The 22061-nt window shown below is 72.3% G+C and carries 26 protein-coding genes; 14 read left to right on the top strand and 12 right to left on the bottom strand.

The features are described from left to right. Positions 1-81: 81 nt before the first annotated feature. On the top strand, positions 82-1326 hold the full coding sequence (locus ACIRO3_RS06285) for an FUSC family protein (RefSeq protein WP_361780611.1): 1245 nt from the start codon (positions 82-84) through the stop codon (positions 1324-1326). Here ACIRO3_RS06285 and ACIRO3_RS06290 read toward each other — a convergent pair. Continuing rightward, entirely contained in the window at positions 1311-1685 is a 375-nt protein-coding gene (locus ACIRO3_RS06290; protein ID WP_361780608.1) for a hypothetical protein, read from the bottom strand. The genes ACIRO3_RS06285 and ACIRO3_RS06290 overlap by 16 nt on opposite strands. A 365-nt stretch (positions 1686-2050) precedes the next feature. Between ACIRO3_RS06290 and ACIRO3_RS06295 the strand changes: the two genes are divergently transcribed. Continuing rightward, positions 2051-2548, top strand: coding sequence for a heme-degrading domain-containing protein (locus ACIRO3_RS06295; RefSeq protein WP_404133102.1), 498 nt, complete (start codon positions 2051-2053; stop codon positions 2546-2548). Between the two features lie 57 nt (positions 2549-2605). Here ACIRO3_RS06295 and ACIRO3_RS06300 read toward each other — a convergent pair whose 3' ends face one another. After that, positions 2606-2776, bottom strand: coding sequence for a hypothetical protein (locus ACIRO3_RS06300; RefSeq protein ID WP_361780602.1), 171 nt, complete (start codon positions 2774-2776; stop codon positions 2606-2608). 187 nt (positions 2777-2963) lie between these two features. On the opposite strand from ACIRO3_RS06300, the gene ACIRO3_RS06305 reads away from it, so the two are divergent. Further along, positions 2964-3086, top strand: coding sequence for a hypothetical protein (locus ACIRO3_RS06305; RefSeq protein ID WP_266973236.1), 123 nt, complete (start codon positions 2964-2966; stop codon positions 3084-3086). An 86-nt stretch (positions 3087-3172) separates the two neighbouring features. Beyond that, complete coding sequence (locus ACIRO3_RS06310; protein WP_404133105.1) at positions 3173-3856, top strand: DUF4230 domain-containing protein; 684 nt, start codon at positions 3173-3175, stop codon at positions 3854-3856. A 62-nt stretch (positions 3857-3918) separates the two neighbouring features. On the opposite strand, the gene ACIRO3_RS06315 is transcribed toward ACIRO3_RS06310, so the two are convergent. Then, positions 3919-4899 (bottom strand): helix-turn-helix domain-containing protein, encoded by a 981-nt coding sequence (locus ACIRO3_RS06315; RefSeq protein WP_404133108.1) that lies wholly within the window; start codon positions 4897-4899, stop codon positions 3919-3921. A gap of 155 nt (positions 4900-5054) precedes the next feature. Here ACIRO3_RS06315 and ACIRO3_RS06320 point away from each other — a divergent pair, with 155 nt between their 5' ends. After that, complete coding sequence (locus ACIRO3_RS06320; RefSeq protein ID WP_404133111.1) at positions 5055-6251, top strand: MFS transporter; 1197 nt, start codon at positions 5055-5057, stop codon at positions 6249-6251. A gap of 31 nt (positions 6252-6282) precedes the next feature. Here ACIRO3_RS06320 and ACIRO3_RS06325 read toward each other — a convergent pair whose 3' ends face one another. Continuing rightward, positions 6283-7278 carry a hypothetical protein gene (locus ACIRO3_RS06325; RefSeq protein WP_404133113.1) on the bottom strand — a complete coding sequence of 332 codons (996 nt, stop codon included), beginning with the start codon at positions 7276-7278 and terminating at the stop codon, positions 6283-6285. Positions 7279-7491: 213 nt separating this feature from the next. Here ACIRO3_RS06325 and ACIRO3_RS06330 point away from each other — a divergent pair, with 213 nt between their 5' ends. Further along, on the top strand, positions 7492-8763 hold the full coding sequence (locus tag ACIRO3_RS06330; protein ID WP_404133116.1) for a pyroglutamyl peptidase: 1272 nt from the start codon (positions 7492-7494) through the stop codon (positions 8761-8763). A gap of 105 nt (positions 8764-8868) precedes the next feature. On the opposite strand, the gene ACIRO3_RS06335 is transcribed toward ACIRO3_RS06330, so the two are convergent. Both ACIRO3_RS06335 and ACIRO3_RS06340 read right to left on the bottom strand, forming a co-directional pair. Further along, a complete protein-coding gene (locus ACIRO3_RS06335; protein WP_404133118.1) occupies positions 8869-9240 on the bottom strand; it encodes an SH3 domain-containing protein in 372 nt (123 codons plus the stop codon). 137 nt (positions 9241-9377) lie between these two features. Next, entirely contained in the window at positions 9378-10007 is a 630-nt protein-coding gene (locus ACIRO3_RS06340) for a TetR family transcriptional regulator (RefSeq protein WP_404133121.1), read from the bottom strand. A gap of 94 nt (positions 10008-10101) precedes the next feature. Between ACIRO3_RS06340 and ACIRO3_RS06345 the strand changes: the two genes are divergently transcribed. Together ACIRO3_RS06345 and ACIRO3_RS06350 are read left to right on the top strand one after the other, a co-directional pair. Then, the gene (locus ACIRO3_RS06345; RefSeq protein ID WP_404133124.1) at positions 10102-10284 is read left to right on the top strand and encodes a hypothetical protein; all 183 of its coding nucleotides are present in this window, start codon (positions 10102-10104) and stop codon (positions 10282-10284) included. Beyond that, entirely contained in the window at positions 10281-10700 is a 420-nt protein-coding gene (locus ACIRO3_RS06350) for a hypothetical protein (RefSeq protein WP_404133126.1), read from the top strand. Before ACIRO3_RS06345 ends, ACIRO3_RS06350 begins: the two co-directional genes overlap by 4 nt. Positions 10701-10760: 60 nt before the next feature. Here the strand turns inward: ACIRO3_RS06350 and ACIRO3_RS06355 are convergent, their stop codons facing one another. The 3 genes from ACIRO3_RS06355 to ACIRO3_RS06365 all read right to left on the bottom strand — a co-directional run bounded on the left by ACIRO3_RS06355 (position 10761) and on the right by ACIRO3_RS06365 (position 12604). Then, entirely contained in the window at positions 10761-11720 is a 960-nt protein-coding gene (locus tag ACIRO3_RS06355; RefSeq protein ID WP_404133129.1) for an aldo/keto reductase family oxidoreductase, read from the bottom strand. Between the two features lie 42 nt (positions 11721-11762). Next, positions 11763-12113, bottom strand: coding sequence for a PRC-barrel domain-containing protein (locus ACIRO3_RS06360; RefSeq protein WP_404134084.1), 351 nt, complete (start codon positions 12111-12113; stop codon positions 11763-11765). A gap of 311 nt (positions 12114-12424) precedes the next feature. Further along, the gene (locus ACIRO3_RS06365) at positions 12425-12604 is read right to left on the bottom strand and encodes a CsbD family protein (protein ID WP_404134087.1); all 180 of its coding nucleotides are present in this window, start codon (positions 12602-12604) and stop codon (positions 12425-12427) included. A gap of 202 nt (positions 12605-12806) precedes the next feature. Here ACIRO3_RS06365 and ACIRO3_RS06370 point away from each other — a divergent pair, with 202 nt between their 5' ends. From ACIRO3_RS06370 to ACIRO3_RS06380, 3 genes are all read left to right on the top strand, one after another. Continuing rightward, positions 12807-12968: a hypothetical protein gene (locus tag ACIRO3_RS06370; RefSeq protein ID WP_053682363.1), complete on the top strand. Its 162-nt coding sequence runs from the start codon at positions 12807-12809 to the stop codon at positions 12966-12968. A 262-nt stretch (positions 12969-13230) separates the two neighbouring features. After that, a complete protein-coding gene (locus ACIRO3_RS06375; RefSeq protein ID WP_404133132.1) occupies positions 13231-14088 on the top strand; it encodes a neocarzinostatin apoprotein domain-containing protein in 858 nt (285 codons plus the stop codon). 208 nt (positions 14089-14296) lie between these two features. Continuing rightward, a complete protein-coding gene (locus tag ACIRO3_RS06380) occupies positions 14297-14686 on the top strand; it encodes a hypothetical protein (protein WP_404133135.1) in 390 nt (129 codons plus the stop codon). A 137-nt stretch (positions 14687-14823) separates the two neighbouring features. Here the strand turns inward: ACIRO3_RS06380 and ACIRO3_RS06385 are convergent, their stop codons facing one another. Further along, positions 14824-15393, bottom strand: a complete 570-nt coding sequence (locus tag ACIRO3_RS06385) for a hypothetical protein (protein ID WP_404133137.1) — start codon at positions 15391-15393, stop codon at positions 14824-14826. Between the two features lie 260 nt (positions 15394-15653). On the opposite strand from ACIRO3_RS06385, the gene ACIRO3_RS06390 reads away from it, so the two are divergent. Continuing rightward, complete coding sequence (locus tag ACIRO3_RS06390; RefSeq protein ID WP_361776346.1) at positions 15654-16976, top strand: cytochrome P450; 1323 nt, start codon at positions 15654-15656, stop codon at positions 16974-16976. Positions 16977-17002: 26 nt separating this feature from the next. Further along, entirely contained in the window at positions 17003-18112 is a 1110-nt protein-coding gene (locus ACIRO3_RS06395) for an amidohydrolase family protein (protein WP_404133140.1), read from the top strand. A gap of 48 nt (positions 18113-18160) precedes the next feature. On the opposite strand, the gene ACIRO3_RS06400 is transcribed toward ACIRO3_RS06395, so the two are convergent. Further along, a complete protein-coding gene (locus ACIRO3_RS06400; protein ID WP_404133142.1) occupies positions 18161-18412 on the bottom strand; it encodes a hypothetical protein in 252 nt (83 codons plus the stop codon). Positions 18413-18805: 393 nt separating this feature from the next. Here ACIRO3_RS06400 and ACIRO3_RS06405 point away from each other — a divergent pair, with 393 nt between their 5' ends. Continuing rightward, the gene (locus ACIRO3_RS06405) at positions 18806-19390 is read left to right on the top strand and encodes an XRE family transcriptional regulator (RefSeq protein WP_361776340.1); all 585 of its coding nucleotides are present in this window, start codon (positions 18806-18808) and stop codon (positions 19388-19390) included. Between the two features lie 59 nt (positions 19391-19449). Here the strand turns inward: ACIRO3_RS06405 and ACIRO3_RS06410 are convergent, their stop codons facing one another. Next, positions 19450-21690: a serine hydrolase gene (locus tag ACIRO3_RS06410; protein ID WP_404133145.1), complete on the bottom strand. Its 2241-nt coding sequence runs from the start codon at positions 21688-21690 to the stop codon at positions 19450-19452. Positions 21691-22061: the final 371 nt, after the last annotated feature.

A 22061-nucleotide genomic window follows, 5' to 3' on the forward strand; every position in this document is an offset into this window, starting at 1 on the left:
TCTCCGCTCACGTGTGCCCCGCCCGGGCCGAGTGACCGGTGCGCTTGTTGATCACGCCGAGGACTGGGCAGGGGCGGGCTTATGACACTGGCAATCACACCTTTGCGTCGGCTCGCCCACCGCTACCGGGAACCCGCGGTCGTCCAGGCGATCCGTTCGACAGCGGCTGCCGTCGTCTCGTACGTCGTCGCGTTGGCGGTGAGCGACGAGCCGGCGCCACTGACCGCGCCGCTGACCGCGCTGCTCGTCGTCCAGGTCACGCTGTACACCACGCTCACCACCGGAATCCGACGGGTGAACTCCGTCGTCGCCGGCGTGCTGATCGCGATCGGTTTCAGTGCCCTGGTCGGATTGACCTGGTGGAGCCTTGGTCTGATCATCCTGGCCTCGCTCGTCATCGGCCGCGTGGTGCGGGCCGGCGAGTTCGTCCCGGAGGTCGCGATCAGCGCGATGCTGGTGCTCGGCGTGACGAGGGTCGCCGACACGGCCTGGGACCGTGTCCTGGAGACGCTGATCGGGGCCGCGGTCGGTCTCCTGTTCAACGTGCTGTTCGTGCCGCCCGTGTGGATCCGCCCCGCCTCCGACGCGATCACCGGGCTCTCGGCGGGCATGAGCACCCTGCTGACGCACATCTGCGCGGAACTCGACGGTCCCACCACGGTGGAGAAGGCCGCCGCCCGCCTGCACGAGGCGCGGCGCCTCGACAACGACATCGCGCTGGTCGACGCCGCGCTCCGGCAGGCCGAGGACAGCCTGCGGCTGAACCCGAGGGTGCGCGAGGGGCTCCTCTTCCGACTGGTGTTGCGCACGGGGCTCGACACGCTGGAGATCTGCGCGGTGGTGCTGCGGGTGTCCTGCCGGACCCTGACCGATCTCGCCAAGACCCGGCCGGCGGACACCCTTTTCCCGCCGCTCGTCACCCAGGCGCTACAGGAGTTGTACAGCCACCTGGCGGTCGCGATGGAGAGCTTCGCGGAGCTGATCACCGCTCAGGTCAGCGCGAACGCCGAGGAGGCCGAGGGGCGGCTGACCCGGGAACTGGAGACCGCCCGGATGAGCCGCGACCGGCTCGCGGTGCTGTTGTTGGAGCGGGTCCGCGCCGAGCCCGGGATGTGGCAGTTGTACGGGGCGCTGCTGGCCGAAGCGGACCGCGTACTCGACGAACTCGGCGTGGACAAGCGCTCACAGCGCCTGATGGAGGAACTCGACCGGCACTCCCGTCTGCGGCTCGAACGCCACCCGCGCTGGCACCGCCTGACGCGCCGGCTGCGCTCCCTCAGGCCGGGCCGGGGCCGCGCCCGGGACCGCGATCAGGTCTCGGAGTAGCTGAAGTCACCCATGGTCCACGCGCTGACGTCCTTGATGGCGATCCGGTACATCCCTCCGGTCTCGGGGATGCCCATGGTGCCCTGGAGGATCCTGGCCACGTGGAAGTGCAGGTAGGAGGGCGGCTCCTGGCGGGCGGAGCCGTCGGCCGTCTCGGCGTCCACGAACAGCGGCGCGAACGGACTGAGCCGGTCGGAATCGGTCAGGACCTCGGCGACGCGCCGGCGCCACACGCTCTCGGGCGCGAGGCGGCCCGTGACCACGGCGCCGTGGACCAGGACGGTCAGTGACATCTGGTTGGTCTGCTCCGATTCCACCGCGGCGGCGATGGCGACGAGCAAGACGTCAGGCTTCGACATGAGCACCGATGCTACAAGGCGCCGGTCGCCCCGGCGGACGTGTTCACGGTGCGCCGGTCGCCACGTCCGCGCGTCGCGTGGCGAATCGGCTCGTGTCGGGCGCGATCGATCCCTGCCCGCACCCCTTTCCGGGCCCTCGGAGGAGGCGCACCGGGACGGGTGAGCGGCGCGGCCCCGGCCGCCCCGGTGAGCCCCGCCCTCGCCTGGCGGCATTCCGGCGGCGCCCCGGCCGCTCCTGCCCCGAGCTGCCCGTTTGCACTTCGGCAACAGTGTTGTCAAAGTGGCGGCATGACTGCCTCGACTGCTGACCCCGCTCCCCTCGGCAAGGATCCCGGCCCCGCCGCCGCGCGGACGGAGGTGACGCCATGAGCGCCTCCGCCCCCGACGTGGCGGAGCTGGAGGCCCAGGAGGCGCGACTGATCCTGCCCCGCTTCACCCACGAGGACGCCTGGGAGCTGGGTTCGCTGCTCGTCACCCTCGCCCGCGAGCGGTCGGCCCCCGTCGCCATCGACATCCGGCGCGGCGCACAGCAGCTCTTCCACTGCGCGCTCCCCGGTTCCAGCGCCGACAACGACGCGTGGATCGAGCGCAAGCGTCGCGTCGTCGAGCGCTACGGTGCCTCCTCGTTGTTGGTCGGAACCCGCTTCCGGGCCGGCGGCAAGGACTTCGACACGGACGGGCGCCTGGATCCGGGCCTCTACGCCGCGCACGGCGGTTCGTTCCCGATCGCCGTGGAGGGGGCGGGAGTCATTGGCGCCGTCACGGTGTCGGGGCTGCCGCAGCTCGACGATCACGCGCTGGTGGTGGAGGCGTTGGAACGCTTCCGCGACCGGCCTCGGGGCGAGCACCGCGGGACCCGTTGATCCTCGACCGGCCGAGCCGGGCGCGGTGCCCTCGCCGGATGGGCACCGCGCCCGGCGTCAGTGGGTGCTGCGGCGGTGGCCGCCGCGCTGCTGGGGAATCGTCCGGAGCCTGGGCGGCTGGACGTCGCGGCGGGGTGCGCTCGACCGGACCGGAGCCGCGGGGGCTGCCACGAGAAGAGCGATCAGGGCTCCGACCGCGACGAGAATCACCACGATGGACATCGACATGGCCGTTCCTTTCGTCGGGCGCTGACAACCTGTCACTACCCATTGTTACCTGAACCACCGCCACCAAACACGGCGAGTGACATCCGCAGGGGCGTCGAGGCTTCCTCCGCCCGCGGCGCGAGCCCGCGCGGGCAAGGTGACCCGCATCGGAGCGCGTCGATCCCTCCGGGGCGGGCAGGCGCGGGATATGACATCGAATCAGCTGCTCGCGTTCGCCCCCTCCCCCACCCCCGGACCCGCCTGGCTGCACCTCCTCGTGATGGCCTTCGCGCTGTTCGTCCTCCTGCGAACCCTGACCAAGCACCGCTGAACAGGCTTGTGCACACGGCTCGTTGAGCCTGGGCACGGCGCACGAGGGAAGCGGTGGGCCGGCCGTTTTCGGGGCATCCGCAGGGCATGGACAACTCATCGCTCGGTTCCGAGCGGCAGGACGACCCAAGACGCCCGCGCCGTCTGCCCCGGTGGGGACGGGTCGTCGGCGTACTGGCGGCACTGGCCCTGCTGTTCGTACTGGTCAGCCGGTTCGACCTGATACCCGGTTTCGGTGACCTCTTCGGCGAGAAGACGCGTGACCGCACCGGTCCCGTCCTCCTGAAGTCGATCCAGGACATGCACCGTTACGAGGGCGCGGCGGGCAACTTCCAGGTCGTGGTGGACCTGGAGAAGGACGCGAAGTTCCTCCCCGACTCGATCCGCGGCACCCGCACCCTGTACGTGGGAGCGGGGACCGTCAGCGGCTACGTGGACCTGGGCCTGCTCGACGAGCGGAGCGTCACGGTGAACGAGGACCGCACGAAGGCCACGCTCCGCCTGCCCCACGCCGTCCTGGGGCCTGCCGCCCTCGACCTGGACCGCTCGTACGCGGTGTCGCAGCAACGCGGCCTCCTGGACCGACTCGGGGACCTGTTCTCCGACAACCCGGCCGGAGCGCAGGGCGTACAGCGCCTGGCCGCCCAGCACATCACCGAGGCGGCCCGCGCCGGCGGACTCGTCGAGCGCACCGAGAAGAACACCCGCGCCATGCTGGAGGGGCTTCTCCGCTCGCTCGGCTTCCGCGAAGTGACGGTCGACTACGTGTGACCTACGGCCCTGTACGGGGCCGGGCGACCCCGCCCGCCGGGTCGTCGGCCGGTAGGCCCCGGTCAGCGCGTGCCGGCCAACCGGTCGCCGAGGGGACTGCGGTGGTACAGGACGTGCCGCCCGTCGCGCGCCCGGGTCAACAGGCCCGTGGCGTACAGCACGCGCAGGTGCTGGGAGACCGCGCTCGGGGTGATCCTGAAGCGGCGGGCGATCTCGACCGTGGGCAGCGGCTCGTCCAGGAGGCCCAGCAGTCGGGCCCTGGTCGCGCCGAGCAGCGAGACGAGGGCCGCCGGGTCGGCGGTCGCCGGTTCGGTCCACAGCGTCGCCACGCCGCGACTGGGATAGACCAACAGCGGCGCCTCCCCGGGGTCGACCGGGGGTGCGGGCTTGTGGGCGAAGACGGACGGCACGAGCAGCAGCCCTCGGCCGGACGCCTCGGCACGGTGACGGCCGATCATCCGGTCGATGTGCAGCACTCCGTTCTCCCAGCGCAGGTTCGGGTGCATGCCGGCGAACAGCCGGCGGGCGCCGCCCATGGCCAATTGCCGCGCCCGGTAGGTCATGTCGGCTTCCAGCAGCAGCCTCATGCGGGGCCACGCCGGCTCGACGGCGATCTCCCAGTAGCGCCGCAGGAGGTCACAGACGGCGTCACGGAGCACGGCCACCGCCGCGTCGTCGGCGCCCGCCGCGGCGCGCAGGGCTTCGGGAAGCGGGTCCGGTGCGTGGGCGGCGATCAGATCGCGGCGCACCCGGTCGGGGGGCGTCGCTCGGACGAGGGCCAACTCCTCCTCGAAGCTGGGGGCGAAGCCCGGCGGCCGCGGGGTCAGGAAGTCGGGAAGGGTGAGTCTGCGCGCGACCAGTGACATCAGCAACCCGGTGTCGAGCGGCCCGAGTCGGCCGAGCACGGACCTGCGCCACGGCAGGTGCAACGCGGACAGCCCCGGGTCGCGCAGCACCCGCAGGCTGAAGACGCTCTCCCCCAGGGGCGAGAGCGCGAACCGCGTGTCCGCGAGGTCTTCGACACCCAACACGAAGCTGATCATCAAGCCATACGCTACATCCATTGGAGGCCGTGCGAAGGTGCCGTGAACTCGGCACATGACACCCACCGCTGACCGACAGCACGCGCCAAGAGACCCGGGCACCCCACACCACCTCGGGCGGCCCCTGCGCGCCGCGGTCGGGCCGGTGGGCTGACATGAGCCGCCGGCTGCTCCTGCTCCTGGCCGTGACCTGCGGCGTCGCCGTGGGCAACATCTATTTCCCGCAGGCCGTCGGCCCGCTGATCGCCGCCGGCCTCCACGTCTCCCCCGACGAGGCCACGCTCGTGGTGACCGCCACCCAGATCGGTTACACGCTCGGCGTCTTCCTGCTGGTTCCGCTCGGCGACCGGCTCCCGCACCGTCGGTTCCTCGTCACGTTGCTCACCCTCACCGGACTGGGCCTGCTCGCCGCCGGCTGCGCCCCCGCCCTGCCGTTCCTCGTCGCCGCCAGTCTCGTCGTGGGGGTCTCGACCGTGGCCGCCCAGGTGATCGCACCGTTGGCCGCAGGGCTGGTCGCCGACGACAGGCGCGGCGCGGTGATGGGCACCCTGTTGAGCGGATCGATCGGCGGCATGCTGCTGGCCCGCGCCTTCAGTGGGACGCTCGGTGAATGGCTGGGGTGGCGGGCGCCCTACCTGGTGGCCTCGGCCGTCGTCCTGCTGTTGGCCCTGGTCCTGGCCCGCACGCTGCCCCTCACCGCTCCCTCCTCTCCCCCCTCGCGCGCCTCGTACCCGGCGCTGGTGGCCGCGTCGCTCCGGCTGCTGCGCACCGAACCCGAACTGCGCCGCTCCTGCTTCTACCAGGCGACCGTCTTCGCCGGCTTCTCGGCCGTCTGGACCTGCGTGGCGCTGCTGCTGACCGGTCCCCGCTACGGCCTCGGCGCCCAGGCCGTGGGCATGTTGGCGCTGGTCGGCGCGGTGACCATGCTCTGCACGCCGCTCGCCGGCCGCCTGGTGGACCGCGCGGGGCCGGATCGGGTGAACCTCGTGTCCCTGCTCGGGGTACTCCTGTCGGCCGCGATCCTCACCGCGGGTTCCGCGGGCGGGGCGGCGGGGTTCGCGGCCCTGACGCTCGGGACGGTGCTGCTCGACGTCGCGATGCAGTCCGGCATGGTCGCCAACCAGTCCCGGGTCTTCGCCGTGCGTCCCGACGCGCGCAGCAGGCTCAACACCGCCTACATGACCTGCGCCTACCTGGGGGGCAGCGCGGGATCCTGGCTCGGGGTACGGATCCACGACCGGGCCGGCTGGGGCGGCGTGTGCGCGCTCCTGGCCCTCCTCGCCGCCCTGGCCCTGGTACGCCACCTGGCCGTCCCCTCCCCCTCGCGCCTCCGGGAGCGGCAGCCGCGCTGACCCTCGGCGGGCGGGCCCCGGCGGGGTCGTGTCAGCGTCGCAGGGCCGTACGGAGCGTCAGTCCGTGGTGGCGCCGCAGCCGGGAGAGCTCCCAGTAGGACAGGGCCGTCACCGTGGCCGGGGCGCCGAGGATGAAGGCCACCCGGGCACCCGTCGGAACCTGTTCGTAGGACCCGGTGATCACATCCACGAGCGCCATCTCCCACACCAGCACGCCGGCGAGGATCGGTGGCAGCACCTCGTGGATGTCGGCGGTGCGGAAGACGTGCACCAGCGACAGTCCGATGCCGTAGAGGGCGAAGCCGATCGACCACAGGCAGATCACGACGATGACGATCTTCCCGGGGAGCCCCACGGCGTCCCGCACGCCCGCCAACTCCGGGGCCATGGCGAGGGCGGCGGTGCCCATGGACGTCATCATGGCGAGGACCGCGCCGAGCGGGCGCAGGGCCCGGCGCAGGTACACGCGGCGCAGCCCGTCCCGGGCGGCCGCCACGAAGGCGCCGACCACCACGGGGAAGGTGCACACCAGGACCAGGACGCTGGACCAGCTCTGGTCGAGGCGTTCGCTCGCGACGCCGTGGACGTCGGCGGCGCTCGCGACGGCGTTGTAGGTGACCATCAGACCCACCCAGGCGAGAAGCCCCAGCCCGGTCCGCCACAGCTGGAGCTTGCGGACCTCCCGGTCGTCGACGATCCCCGGGCGTGCGGGACGGAAGGTCCGCTGGGCGGCGTACAGGGGGTTGTAGAGCCCGCGCAGGATCTTCCGGGCCCGCGACTGCTCGACGCGCGGGGGCGGACCGTACGGGTATCCGGGCGGCGGACCGGGCTGCGCGTACGGATATCCCGGCGGCGGACCGGGCTGCCCGTACGGATATCCCGGCGGCGGACCGGGCTGCCCGTACGGGTACCCCTGCGGGGGGACCGGTGGCGCGTAGGGGTGTCCCTGCGGCGGGGGCGCGGCGCCGCCGCCCGCCGGACCTCCGTACGGTCCGCCGCCGTAACCGCCACTGCCGTAACCGCTCATGTCACGTTCCCCCGATGTGTCGTGCCGTCGAACCCAGGCATCCTAGGTCCTGCCCACCGCGGGTCCGGTCCGACCCCGGACGGAGCGGCGCGACGCGAGGAGTCCGGGCCTCACGATCAGACGGTCGGTTCCGGTCGGTTGCCGTCCGTTCCGATCGGTTCCGGCGCGAAGGTGTCTGTCGGGGACTGAGCGGTCTTTGTAATGTCACATCGCATGATGTTCTTACGGCGTACCGCGTCGGCCGCGGTCCTGCTCGCCACCCTGATCCCGTTGACCGTCACCACCGCCGCGACGGCGGCCGAGCGTTCCCCCTGCCCCGTCTCGGCCTCCGAGCCGCTCGACGCCGAACAGGCACGCCTTGCGGACCCGCGGACCACGGCCCTCGTCGAGCGTGCCGGGTCGGGTGACTTCGTCCGGCGCTTCCCCGCCGCGCTGTGCGGGGTTCGGGGCACGGTCGAGGCCGAACGGCTCCTCGACGCCTGGGGCGGGGCCCTGTGGCGGTCGGCCGTGAGTCGGGCCCAGGGGCAGCGGCCCGGCGGTGATCTCGCGACCGGCGACGACCGGCCGCTGTACTGGACCCGGCTGGCCATGACGGCCGCGCTCACCCGCTGGGAGCCCGCCTTCGCCGTCGACCGGCGTGCGTTGCGGGCCCGCTTCGAGGACGCCTCCCGCGGCCTGACGGACAACGACTTCCGGGCGGCTCCCGGCGTACGGCGCGTGTTCATCAGCGGCTTCGACCCCTTCGGGTTGGACGCCGAGATCCGCCGCGCCAACCCGTCCGGGTCCGCGGCCCTCCAACTCAACGGCCGCCGCGTCACCCTCGCCGACGGGAGTCGCGCCGAGATCCGGGCCGTCGTACTCCCCGTGCGGTACGCCGACTTCGACTCCGGCATCGTGGAACGGGCGTTCACCCCGCACCTGGCCGCCGGCTCCCGAAGGGCGGACGTCATCACCACCGTCAGCCAGGGCTACCCGGGCATCTTCACGCTGGAGGACTGGGCGGGACGCGCACGGTCGGCCGACCCGTACCCCGACAACGCCCGCGCCCTCTCGGGTGGCACCCGCGACCACCCGGTCACCGCTCCGGGCATGGGCCGCGGAGCGGAGTTCATCCGGACCACCCTGCCGGCCGACGCGGTCACCGCCGCCGTGCAGACGCCCTACCCGGTGCTCCTCAACCGCGCCGTCACCGAGATCCCCGCGGGCGGCACGGCGCCGGTGGACCGGACCGACGGTCCGACCGCGGGATCGCGCGCCGTGGCGGGCGGCGGGGGCGGCTACCTCTCCAACGAAGTCGCCTACCGTTCCAACCGGTTGCGGGCCGAGCTCGCCCCGCTGATGCCCGGCGGGCACCTGCACACCCCGGTACTGACCGGCCTGCCGGCCGACCCCCAGGTGCTGACCGGCCCCGAGTTCGAGCGCAACGAGAGCGCGATCGCCTCCGAGGTCCGGGCCGTCCTCGAACACGCCGCCGTGCGACCGTGACGTCCGCGCCGGCCCCGGCGGCTCCCGGCGGCCGGCGCGGCGAAGGTCATCGGTCCGCCGGCCGGTCGGGACCGCCCGACCGGCGCGACCCGCCCGACGCTGCGATCAACAGGACCTGACCGGCTGGAGGTTGTGCACGTAGCGGGCGGCGACCCAGCCGTTGACCCCGTGCACGCGGTACCAGACGGGGTTGCCGTCGACCCACTTGCCGCGCTTCTGGCACACCAGGCCGATGCGCTGCCGGGGAGCGAGCGTCTTCACGACCTTCGAGTAAGTGGTGGGCTTGCTACGGACGTTGACCCCCGACTGCGACACCACGACCCCGAAGGTGTGGGCGGCCCTCGGCGCCGCATCCACCCCCGCCCGGTGGGCCGCGCCCGCCTCGTCGGCCGCGCCGGCCGCCCGACCCGAAGCCCCCAGGGGCCCGATCAGCAGGCCTGCCGCGAGCACGCACGCCGTCGCCGTCTTCTTCACCATCGCTCAACACTCCCGTCGCGCCGTCCAGCCGTAGGCGGTCACGCCGGGCACCGCCGAACCGACTATCACCACGGCGTCGGCCTTTCGGGTGCTTGCCACGCCTGCCCGTCACCCGGTCGGCCCCACCCGAAGTGCCCTCACTCCCGGTCGATCCAGTTCAGTCGCCCCCGGTGGATGAGCCGCAGCTGACGGCGCGCGGTGTCCGTGACCTCGGCCCACTCGTTGTCCTCCAACGCCGCGGCCAGGTAGGCCGAAGCGGTCATCACCATGTGGTCGACGTACAGGCGGGCCAGCATCAGGAGGTCCGCCGGACTCCAGCCCGTGCCAAGCGGATCGGAGGCGAGCTTTTCGGCCACTTCCCGTGCGAAGGCGTCGAGTCGACCGGCGATCGTCTCCCGAACCCCGCGCACGCCGCCGTGCCGTTCCCGGACGATGAAACGCAGGTGTCCCGGGTACGTGCGCACCAGCTCCGCCATCAGATCGACGGCCTCGTCGAGGCGCCGGTCGGCTTCCCCCGCCGTGCCCAGGATGGAGCGGACAGCGCCGTGGAGGTTCTCCAACGCCTCGTCGACCAGGGCGATCCCGAGTTCCTCGATGTCCGCGAAGTGTCGGTAGAAGGCGGTCGGCGCCACTCCTGCCGTACGGGCCACCTCACGCAGCCCCAGGCTCCCCAGGCTCTGTTCCTCCAGGAGCGAGAGGGCCCCGTCCAGCAAGGCCCGGCGCGTGCGGTGGCGTTGGGCCTGGCGGGCCCCGACGGTCTGACTCATGACGGAAAGTAAACCTCGATCCCCCGGCAGCCGCATGCCACCATTTAGACTGGGTAGTCAGTGAACAACTGTCACCTATTTTGGAGGAAGCACGATGCTCTTCCTCGTCGCGGCCCTCATGCTGTTGGGGGTCCTGCTGGGAACCGCGGCCCACGTCCCGGCGCCGGTCACTCTGGCCGGCGCGGCCGTGGTCGCCGCCTGGCTGCTGGTCTTCGCCGTACGGGAACGGACCACGCGCCACCACCGATCCGCGAGCCGTCAGGAGGGTTCCTCATGACATCCCACCGCACCACCCTGGACCGCACCACCCGCGACCACGCTCACCTCGACGACACCCGACGCGACACCGCCGCGGCCGACGTCGCCACCGGTACGACCGCGACCCGTGACACGGCACCCGGTTCCGCCGGCGCCCCGGCCCCCGCCGACCGCACGGCCGCGACGGGCCGCACCGGGGTCACCCGCGAGGCCGACGACATGGCCGTCGTCTCGTTCCTCTCGGGCCTGGTGGGGCTGCTCGCGATGAACCTCGTGCTCGGACCGATCGCCATCACCCTCGCCGCCCTCGCCCTGTACCGCGGCACGAGCCGCCCGGGCCGCGCCCGCCTCGGTCTCGTGCTCGGTGTCGCCGACCTCGCGATCCTGGCGTACCTGATCAGCGCGGACGGCACCTGGTCGTGGAGCGTCGGCTGAGGCCGGCGCCGGGCGGACGGCCGGCACGGCCGGAACGAGGGCCGGAACGCCGGCGTCCGCTCAGGGCAGGGGAACGCCGCGCGCCGTGAGCCACAGCTCGTACCACTCCTCGTGGCTGAGCTCCGGGTCTCGTCGCGCGGCGTCCTCACAGGCCCGAATGCGCTCCGGGCGGCCGCTTCCCACCACCGGGACGATCCGGGCCGGGTGCCGGCGCAGCCACCACAGCAGAATCGTTTCCGGTGTCGTGCCCTTCTCACCGGCGAGCTTGGCGATCAGACGCGCCGTCGCGTGCTCCCGGTCGCTCTCCTGACGGCCGGTGAACCGGCCCTGCGCCAGGGCTCCCCAGGCTTGCAGACGCACGCCCCGCGTCAGGCAGTACTCGATCGTCCCCGTGGCGAAACCGCTCTCCGCCGCGCCGGGCGTGTTCACGAGCACCCCGTCCTCCAGCCAGTCCCGGCGGTCCAGGCTCATCTCCAACTGGTTGGCGACCAGGGGGAATTCGAGGTGCGATTGGAGCAGGGCGATCTGGGCGCCGCTCATGTTGGACACGCCGAACTCACGGACCAGCCCCTGTCGACGCAGCGAGGTGAGCGCCTCGGCGACCTCCGCGGGCTCCGCCAGCGGGTCCGGCCGGTGCAGGAGGAGAACGTCGATGACGTCCGTACGGAGTCGACCGAGGCTCTCCTCCACCCGCCGGACGATGGTGGGGCCGCGCAGGTCGTAGATGCCGGGGCGACCGCCCTCCGCGAGGCGGATCCCGCACTTGGTCTGGAGCGTGATGCGTTCACGCAGACCGGGGGTCCGGGTGAGGACCTCGCCGAACACCGCTTCGGCCTTGCCGTGCCGGTAGATGTCGGCGTGGTCGAATCCCGTGATGCCGCTGTCGAGGGCGGCCTCGATCGCCGCCTCGGCCGCGTCGATGTCGCCGGGCCCGTACGGCTCCGTGTCCCATCCGCCGCCGAGCGCCATGCATCCGTACAGCAGCCGGTCCCGGTCCGCCTCTTGCGCCTTGATCACCATGCCGCACAGCCTACGGGCGCGGCCGGGGTGGCGGACCGGGTGTCAGCCGAGGAAACCGCCGTAGTACCCGCCGACCCGGCTGTAGTAGTCGGTGTCCCCGATGTGCTTCTCGCTCACGAACTCGGGAGCCGCCTTGATCTGCTCCTTGGTGCGGTCCACGTAGATCTTCTCCTGTGCCACGTCCACGTGGATGACCGTGCCGGCGGGCAGGAGCACCTCCCGGCCGAAGATCCACGGGCCGGTGTCCACCACGACGTAGGAGGAACCGGCGTCGTCGGAGTGCTTGCTGACCTTGCCGATGTCCCCGTCGGCCGCCTCGACCTTGAAGCCGGTGAGGTCGATGGCCTCCAGTCGGCCCGAAGTCTCGCGGTATCCCCACACGTTCACGTTCACGAACTGCTCCCTCGTCTCCGGATCGACGCGTCCGCCCTGCCCGACCGCCTCGCGGCGGGGGGCGGCGGACACCTTCGATCACCGCCTGCCCAGGGCCCCGGTTCTCACACGTGCCCCGATCACGGCCCCGATCACGGTCAGCCGGCGGGTCTGATCACGACCCCGATCACGGTCAGCCGGCGGCTCTGATCACGTCCCGGCGGAGCACCGGAGGCGGATCACCCGAGGCGGCTCCGCACGCACGACAAAGCCGGACCCCTCGGGTGGAGGTCCGGCCCTGTCGTGCGTGCGCCGCGGGCGGGCGCGGACGCTCAGTGCTTGAAGGTGTCCTTCAGCTTTTCCTTCGCCTCACGCGCATCGCCCTTGGCCTGCTCGGTCCGGCCCTCGGCAGTAAGTCGTTCGTTCCCCACCGCACGGCCGGCGATTTCCTTCATCTTGCCCTTGGCCTGCTCGGTCTTGGCCTTTGCCTTCTGGTCACCGGACACGGTCATCACTCCCATGCGGTTGAAAACGCCTACCTCGCGGCGCCTGGCCAGAAAATGCGAGTTCAAACGCCCCGGGTTCGTTTTCACCGGTTCCATTTCCGCCTCGACCAGGCGGGCGTACCCACGACGCCCCGCACATAAGAAACGGGTAAGAAGAAGCAATGCCGAACACACGGCCGGGCGGACGGACATTTGGAGGTCGATAACCATGGTTCCCCTTCTTCTCGTGCTTCTGCTCGTACTGATCCTTTTCGGTGCGGGTTTCGCGCTCAAGATCCTCTGGTGGGTCGCGATCATCGTCCTGATCCTCTGGCTGATCGGCTTCGTCGCCCGGCCGAAGGGCAGCAGCGGACGCTGGTACCGCTGGTAGCGCCGCCGACCACCCCGTACGTCACACGGGCCCGCCCCCGCACCCGGGTGCGGGCCCGTCGGCGCGTCCGGAGGGTCACGCCGAGACCGCGTCCCGAATGCCCGGCAGCCCGGCGCCCCGGCGTCCCGGCTCCGCGGAACGAACCGACGGCGAGGGCCGGCGCGCCGACGCCGGCCGAAAGCGCATGCCGGCAGGGGTCGCGGTTCGCCCGCCATGATGCTTCCCGGTCGGACCGTCCGGCCCGGAAGGCGGGGGGGACCACATGACATCGAGGCGCATAGGGGCACGCACGGGCGGGTTGGGGACGGCGGTGCTCGGCGCCGTCGCGTCGGCGCTCGTGGGCGGCCTGCTCCCGGCGTCCCCCGCGGTCGCGCAGGCCCCGGCCCCCGCGGGCTCGCCCGTCACCGCCGCACCCGGCACGTCCGGGGCGCGGCTCGACGTACGGCGTACCACCGGCCTCCTGGACGGTGACGTCGTGACGTTCACGATCGCGGGCGGACCGCCGAAGGATCAGGTGTGGGTCAAGCAGTGCGGCCCCTCGGCAGCGGCGACCCCCTGCGACGAGGACACCGGCCGGCAGTTCAGGGTGTACCCCGACGGGACGTACCAGCCGTCCCCGAAGAAGCTGTACGCCCGGCTCGACACCGGGGCCGGGAGCATCGACTGTCGCACGGCGACGCGGGCCGACCCGTGCACCCTGGCCCTGACCGACAACGCGGGGGTCCTCCTGGCCACCGTCCCGCTGCGCTTTCGCCCGGACGGCCGCCCGGAGGCTCCGCCGGCCCTTCGAGTGACGCCGGACACGGGGCTGGTCGACGGCCGGTCGGTACGTGTGACGGGCAAGGGGTACGAACCGCGGTTCCACGCGCTGGTGATGGAGTGCGCCGCCGGGTCGACGAGCACCCTCGGCTGCCGTGCCCGCAGCAGGCCGCCCGCGACGAGCGACGGCGGCCGGATCGACGAGACGGTCGTCCTCTCCGCGCGGTTTACCGCCATCGACGGGCGCACGATCGACTGTCTCCCCCGCGGGGCCTGCGAGTTGGTGGTCTTCGGCACCCGGGTGCGCGGCCCCCGGCAGGTCGGCCATCCCCTGCACTTCGCGGCGAGCGCGAGCCGTTGACACCGGGCGGAATCGAGTGGAACCGATTGGAACCGAGTGGATCCGGTGCTCGAATCCGCCCCCTCAGCCGGCCGACCGACAGCCGGCCCGGGGGGTCACAGGGGTGAAGGTGTCTCCATCATGACAGGTCAGACGGCTTTTTCGTAGGACTGACGACACAGCCGATCACCCTTGTTCGGGGGCCTGTTCGGATTTGAGAATCTCTCTCATGAATCCCTCGGCGCACATCAATCACCACGCGGTCCTTCGAGCACGGGTGGCACTCCTCGGTTCCGAGAAGCCGCCCATCGCCGAACGGGTCGCCGCCTACCGGGTGCTCGCCCAGGTGAGCCCCCTGGCGTATCTGCCCCTGCTGGCGGTCGCCTTGTGCAAGTACGCCCGGCGGGAATTCGCCGATCGACCCGACATCGCCCTGGCCCTCCACACCGAATCGGTCGTCGCCGCGCGCCGCATGTGCGCGCTGGAACCGGAGCGAGTGGAACTCCTCGTCCGTTCCCTGACGTTGTACGGGGAGCAACTGGTCCGCATGGACCGTCAAGAGGAAGGCCGCACGGTGGAGAAGGAATTGGCCGACCTCGTCCAGGCCGATCAGCGGTAGTGCGTCGAACCGCGGCGGGCCGTGCCTGTTCGGCGCGCACCGGCCGGGTGCCGCCCTCACCCCCGGCCGGCAGGCGACGCGCCGGCCGTCCGCCGGGCGGTTCCCGGCCGACAGGACCCGGCGCGGGCGGTCCGAGGTCAGGCCTGGGGCTTCGGGCGGGTGGTGCCGGGGAGGCAGGCCACCGCGGGGTTGTAGGTCTGGAAGGTGCCCTTGGGGTTCTCCTTCCAGAGCCACAGGTGCAGGGCGTAGTGGACGGGCTGACCGGGGAAGTGCCCGCGCAGGGGCCCCGTGAAGGCCCGGCCGAGGAGTTCGGGCCGGTCGCCGTCGGTCGTCAGGTCCTGGTCCTTGTCGTAGACCAGCCACTGGACGCCGACCAGGCGCTTGCCGCCGCGCCCGTCGTCCTCGTAGTACAGCGCGGCGGGCTTGGCGGGATCGACGGAGTTGTCGTACGCGTGATTGAAGTGCGGGTAGCCCAGACCGCCCGCGCCGGCGGGGTCGGTCACGCAGTACTTGTCCGGGACGTACCCCGCCTTCACGGCGGCGGCGTGCCGCAGGAAGGGGGCGGTCGCGCGGTAGGTGACGGCGCGGTCGGAGGCGGCCCTGCCCGATTCCGTGCCGGAGGCCGCGGACGCGACGGTGGGAGCGGCGGCGGCCGTCAGGGCGAGCGTCACGGTCGTGACGAGGACCAGGGTGGTGCTGCGAACCATGCGCGGACTCCTCGGTGGCGGGCTGGTTGCTCAACGAGCAGCATGCTCTCCCGAGCCGCCGGACCCACCACGCGACTTGACCGCACGGCTGACCGGACGACTGACCGCCAAACGGCCGAGCCGGGACGCGGTGGCGGCCGGCGCGGCCCGCGCATCCGGCGCAGGCCCCCTGACTCGAACGAACCAAGCCCCGTTTTGCGAACGCTCCCGTCGGGGAACCGCTGAGTCCACACAGGCGAGTGTCACGGAGGGTGCGGAACATGACGCAGGAGAACGCGACACCGGACGGCGGCGCCGCCGTGCACGATCTGGTGGCGGCCGTGTCCAAGGGCGCGCCGGAGTACCGCTCGTGTCCCCATCCCGTCTACGCCGGCCTGCGCGAGCGCGATCCGGTGGCCCGGTTGACCCCTCCGCACGGCGTCGCGACCTACCTGATCACCCGCTACGACGACGCCCGGGACGCCCTGTCCGACCCGCGGTTCAGCAAGAACATGCGCGGGGCGATGGACATCTACCACGCCGTGTTCGGGGACTTCTTCGACGCCCTGGACGACAACGTGCTGTTCTCGGACCCGCCACGGCACACACGGCTGCGCCGTGTCCTGCGCAGCGCCTTCACCCCCAGGCGGGTGGAGGAGATGCGGGCCGGGATCACCGAGATCGCCGAGCGCCTCCTCGGTGAGTGCCGCAAGAGCAACTCGGTCGACCTGATGTCCTCGTTCGCGTTCCCCCTCCCGATCTCGGTCCTGTGCGAACTCATGACGATCCCGGAGGACGATCGGCCCGAGATCCTGGAGCGGTTCGCGGTGGTGACGCGCTCCCGGTTCAATCCCGCGTTGAAGGCGGAGCTGAAGGCCGCCGAGGAGTGGTTGCAGGATCGACTGCGGCGGCTGATCGCCCACCAGCGGGCGAACCCGTCGGACTGCTTCCTCGGGGACATCATCAGGGCGGAGGAGGCCTTGGACGACGCGGAGCTGGTGTCCTCGCTTTGGGTCCTGTTCTTCGCCGGGCACAAGACCACCGCCTACCAGATCGGGAACTCCGTCCTCGATCTCCTGCTCCACCCCGAGCAGCTGGCGAAGCTGCGGACCGACCCCGGCCTGATCCCCCGGGCAGTCGAGGAGATCGTGCGCTTCGAGGGGTCGGTGGAGACGTCGACGTTCCGCTACGCGACGCAGGACGCGGAGATCAGGGGCACGGTGATCCCCGAGGGGTCGCTCGTCCAGATCGCCATCTCGTCGGCGAACCGGGACCCGGAGAAGTTCGACCGCCCCGACGAACTCGACGTGACGCGCGAGGGACTTCAGGGCGCCCACCTCGGCTTCGGGCACGGAACGCACTACTGCCTGGGCGCGCCGCTGGCACGACTCGAATTGGAGATCGCGCTCTCCTGCCTGCTGCGGGAGTTCCCGGAGATGGAGATCGCGGCGGACGAGGAGCCCGCGGGGGCGTGGCTCAAGGGACCGATGGCGGCGTTCCGCGGTCTGGAGCGACTGCGGCTCGTCCTGGAGCCGTCTCGGCCTGTCGAGACGCTCGCCCCGGCGCACCCGTCGCCCACGGCCTCTGTTCCCGCTCACAGGTGACCCGATCCGAGGGACGGTGATTTGGCATGCAGAACCCCATGAACACCACCTCCGGCCTGCGCCTGGTGCGCGCGCCCGCCGAGGGGCTCCTGGCCCCCTCGGCGGTCACGGGCGACCTCGTCGGTGACCTGGCCCGCGTCGCCACGGACGATTCCCCGCCGGTACTGGGCACGGGACACGGCGCCCGACCGAAGATCGACATGCACCACCACTACTGCGCGCCGCAATGGCGCGAGTGGGCCGAGCGCCATGAGCTGATCGCCCCGGGACAGTTGCCGCGTTGGGCGGAGCTGGGGATCGAGGAAGCGGTCCGCTTCATGGACCTCGCGGGCATCACGACGGCGGTGCTCAAGCCGATGCTGCCGGCCCGCTACCGGTCGTCGGCGCAGCTCCGCGAGGCGATCACCATCACGCTCCGCTCGATGATCGAGGTGAGCGCCGCCCATCCGGGCCGTTTCCTGCACTACGTGCCGCTCTTCCTGGACGACCTCGACTCGTCCTCCTGGGCCATCCGCCGCGGACTCGGGCAGCTCGGCGCCGTGGGCGTGAACGTGACGGCGAACCACGGCGGCGTCTACCTCGGGGACCCCTCCTACGACCGGGTGTTCGCCGAGCTGAACGAGGCCTCCGCCGTGGTGGACACCCATCCGCACCACCTCCCGGGCGGTCCCCCCGGCGCACCGACGGTCCCCGGCATCCCGAACTTCATGTGCGACTTCCTGTTGGACACCACACGGGCCGCAGTGAACATGATCAGCAGGCGGACGCTGGACCGTTTCCCGGACATCTCGGTGATCCTGCCGCACGCCGGTGGCTTCCTCCCGTACATCGCGCCGCGGCTGGAAGCCCTCGGACGGTTCTGTGACCCGCCCATCGAGCCCGCCGCGGTCCGCGATCACCTCCGGCGCTTCTACTACGACACGGCGGGCCCCATGGCGCCGGCCGCGACCCTCCTCGCCCACGCCCCGGCCGACCACGTCCTCTTCGGCACCGACTGGCCCGCCGCCCCCGCCGACACGGTGCTGGACCTGGCGCTGCCCGCTCTCGACGCCGACCCGGACCTCACCCCCGAACAGGTCCAGGGGATCCACCACGACAACGCGCTCCGACTGATCCCGCAGTTGGCCACGGCCTGACGGCTCGGACGCCGCCCCGGTCCCGGCCCGGGGCGGGCCGGCGGTTGGTCAGGGCCGCGTCCGCCCGGCCCCGGTGGCGGCACGGCCCGGCGGGGCGCCCGGTACGTCGGGCGTGTCCGTACCGGTCGTCCCGGACGGGAACGCCCGCGCGAGGAAACCGCTGCCCGCCGCCAGGACGAGCGCGCAGAGGATCAGCGCCGCCCCCACCGCGAAGGTGAACCGCACGCCCGTCGCGACGGCCCGCGGGCTCGCCGTCATGATGGCGCCGCCGATCCGCGCCCTGGGAACCGTATCGGCCACGAAACGCCATGGTGAGGGCCATCGTGACGGCCGCCCCGATGCCCCGCACCGCCCGGGCGACGATCAGCGACCAGAGGTGGGGCGCCGGCGCACAGGACGGAGGCGGCCGTGAACACCGCGATCCCGGCGAGCGGCAGCCGGCGGCGGCCCACGAGGTCGCCGAGCCGTCCGGCGCCGACGATCAGGGCGGTGACGGCCAGGAGGCGGGCGAGGACCACCCACTGGACCTGCCGGACGGCGGCCGAGAATACGTGCGCCGGCGTGGGCAGCGCGACGTTGCGCTGCCGGTGCCGGTGCCGAGCGGGAGAGCACCGTGGCCGGCGAGAGTGCACCGGCCGTTGCGGAGTGACAATCTTTGTTGCCGGTTCCGGAACGACGGTATGGAATGCCCCCATGGACAGACCACAGCCCTACCGCGCGGTCCTCGACGAGGTCGGCCCCCGGCTCAGGCGCGTACGCGCCGCGCGCGGACTCACCCTGGCGGCTGTCTCCGAGGCGACCGGCATCTCCAAGAGCACCCTGTCCCGGCTGGAGTCCGGGCAGCGTCGCCCCAGTCTGGAGCTGCTGCTGCCCCTCGCCGGCACGTACCACGTACCCCTGGACGACCTGGTGGGAGCGCCCGAAGTGGGTGACCCCCGGGTGCGGTTGACGCCCCACGCCCTGCCGAACGGTGGGGTGTACGTGCCCCTGTCCCGCACCCCGGGCGCCATTCAGGCGTACAAGATGATCATCACCGACCGGGGCGGCGAGCCCTCCCCGCGGACGCACGAGGGCTACGAGTGGCTGTACGTGCTGAACGGCCGGCTGCGGCTGGTCCTCGGCGAACACGACCTGGTCCTCGGCGCCGGCGAGGTGGCCGAGTTCGACACCCGGGTTCCGCACTGGTTCAGCAGTGCGGACGGACGGCCCGTCGAAGTCCTCAGCCTCTTCGGACGGCAGGGGGAGCGCATGCACGTCCGCGCGAAACCCCGGGCCTGACGCGCCTGCCCCCGGCGGTCCCCGCCCGGGGCAGCCCGGGCGGGGACCCAGCGGGCCCGTCAGCCGAGTCGGGTGAGCCTGTTCCCGAACGAGGGCTCGGCCAGGTCGACGCCCACCGCCACCGGTACGGTCTTGGCGCCGGCGCCGTCACCGACCGTCAGCACGCCCACTTCGGCGCCGGCCTTGGCGGTGTGGGGCAGCGCGGCGCCGCCGGCGCCGAGCGTGAGTCGCAGCCGCTGACCCGGAACGCCGATCGCGTTCAGGTCCTTCGTCGCGACGAGCGGGGTGCGCCCGCCGAGTCCGTCGTCCACGTGACCGACCAACTGCCCCTTGTGGATGACCGGAGTAGAGGCGAGCGCCCGCCGGACGGCTTCGATCACCTTCCTGCTGTTCTCCTTCACCAGCTTCAGGCTGTCGCCGCCGTTCACGTCGGGGCCGCCCGCGTGCTGGTCCATCATCGTGCCGAGGATCAGGGGCGTCTCCTCGCCCACCGACTTGAACGAGGCCCACAGCAGCGTGCCGCCGGCCGCCGAACTCGACCCGGTCTTGATGCCCTTGACACTGAGGTCCGCTGCCGTGAGCAGGCTGTCGTTGTTGTTGTAGATCGGCTTCGGCAGCCCCGGGATGGTCGCGTTGGGCAGTTTGACGATCGCGCGGAAGGCGTCGTTCCTCATCACCGCCTCGGCGAGCTTCAGTTGATCGACGGCGGTGCTGACGGTCGCCTTGTCCAGGCCGCTGGGATCCGTGTAGACGGTGTCCTTCATGCCGAGTTCCGCGGCGGCGGCGTTCATCTTCGCGACGAAGGCGTCCTGGGAGTCCGTGCCGGAGTCCCAACGCGCCAGCAGACGGGCGACGTTGTTGCCCGAGGGGATCATGAGCATCTTGAGCATGTCCTGCTGGCTGTACGTGGCCCCCGCCTTGAGCCCCTCGATGCGGGACTCGTCCTCGGAGGTCCCGTCCGCCACCGCCGCAGCGTCGACCGTGATGTCGGGGCCCTTGTCGCTGGGCTTGACCAACGGATGGTCCTTGAGGATCACATAGGCCGTCATGACCTTGGCGACGCTCGCGGTGGGGACCGGCTTCTGCTCGCCGAACACCGCGATGTCACCGGAACCGGGCACACGGACGGCGCCCTGCCCCTGCGCGGGCCAGGGAAGGGTGAGCTGCCCGTCGACGGTGTGGAAGGCCTGCCCGGCCACGAGCTTGGGTTCCGGCAAGGGACGCATCAGCTGCGCCCCGGCGAAGCACCCGGCGAGGACCAGCACGATCGGCGTCCAGATCTTGACGCGCCGCAGCGCGGTCCGGCGGGGGGTCTCCGTCGGCGGCGGGGTGTTGGTGAGCGCGGCCAACAGGTCCAGCGGCGGCTGCGGGGGCTGCGGGACCTCCCGGGTGGCCTCGGGGACGAGGGCGGCCGGTGCGGGAGCCGACGCAGCGGGCGCGGGGGCGGAGGCCGGGCGCGGGGTGGGGGCGGGGGCCGGGGTAGGGCGCGGGGTGGGGGCGTCCAGTTCCTTCAGCGGGAGGAACTCACTGGTCCGCTCGGCGTCCTGCGCGCTGTCCCGGGCCCACGAAGGCACGCGTACCGTCGTGGACCCGGGCGCTCCGCCCTTCGGTTCCGCCTTGGGTTCCGCCTTGGGTTCCGCCTTCGGTTCCGCCTTGGGTTCCGCCTTCGGTTGCGATGCGGCTCCCCCGGCCGCCTCCCCGGCGGGGGCGGAGCCCTCGTCGGCTTCCTCGGTCTCCGGGGTCTCTGAGGTCTCCGGGGCTTCCGGGGTTGCCCTGGCCTGCGGGGCTGCCGAATCAGGCTTCGACTTCCGCTCGGGCCCGGGCTCCGGCTCGGGCTCGGGGTCGGGGTCGGGGCCGGGCTCAGGGGACTCCGCCCGGTCGGGGGTCGGCGCCGGCTCGGCTTCCGGTGCCTCGTCGGGGTCGGCCGGCCGCTCGGGGTCGGCGGGCCGCTCGGGGTCGGCGGGCCGCTCGGATTCGCTCGGCGCTTCAGCCCCTGCCGTCGCCTCGGGGTCGGCCGGCTCCTCGGACTCCTCCCGGCTGTCGCCGGGCCCCGCGGCCCGTTCCGAGGACTCGGGCGCGTCGACGCCCTCGGCCTCCTCGGGAGACTCTTCGGTCGGGTCGGCCTCCGCGGACCCGGCCCCGGTCGTCTCCTCTCCGTCCGTCCTCCCGGGCTCGACGCCGCTCGCCCGCCCCGCTCCCGTTTCCGAGGTCCCCGGTCGCGCCGCGGTCTCCGTAGTGCCCGAAGCCTCCGGTGCCTGCGCAGGGTCCGAGGAACCGTCCGCCACCGTTACCGCCTTCATCCCAGCCCCGCCTTGACATTCGCCTCCGGCGGCCGCCGCACCGCCCATGCGATGACCGGCGGTCCGCCGGCTCTCGCCGATACCGTTCGCCGGCGGATCCCACGGGATCCGCCGGAGGTCTAGATGCTCGATGGGCCCGGGCCGTTCCCCCTCCCCCGACCTGTGACCGTTCGGTCATACTCCGACGTCAGCGCGGGTGCGGGCGGCGCCCGAGCGGGAGGGCCGGCGGGCTGCGGCAAGGGCGGCCGTACCGCTCTCCAAGTGATCGGACTCACGTCCCCTCGGCCCCGCCGTTCCCCGCGGCCGTCGTCGTGCCCTGACAGACTCCCTCCTTGATCACGGGGCCAAGGGGCCTTCGTTCAGGCGGAATC

It is taken from the genome of Streptomyces sp. NPDC102278 (assembly GCF_044766345.1).
GTDB lineage: Bacteria > Actinomycetota > Actinomycetes > Streptomycetales > Streptomycetaceae > Streptomyces.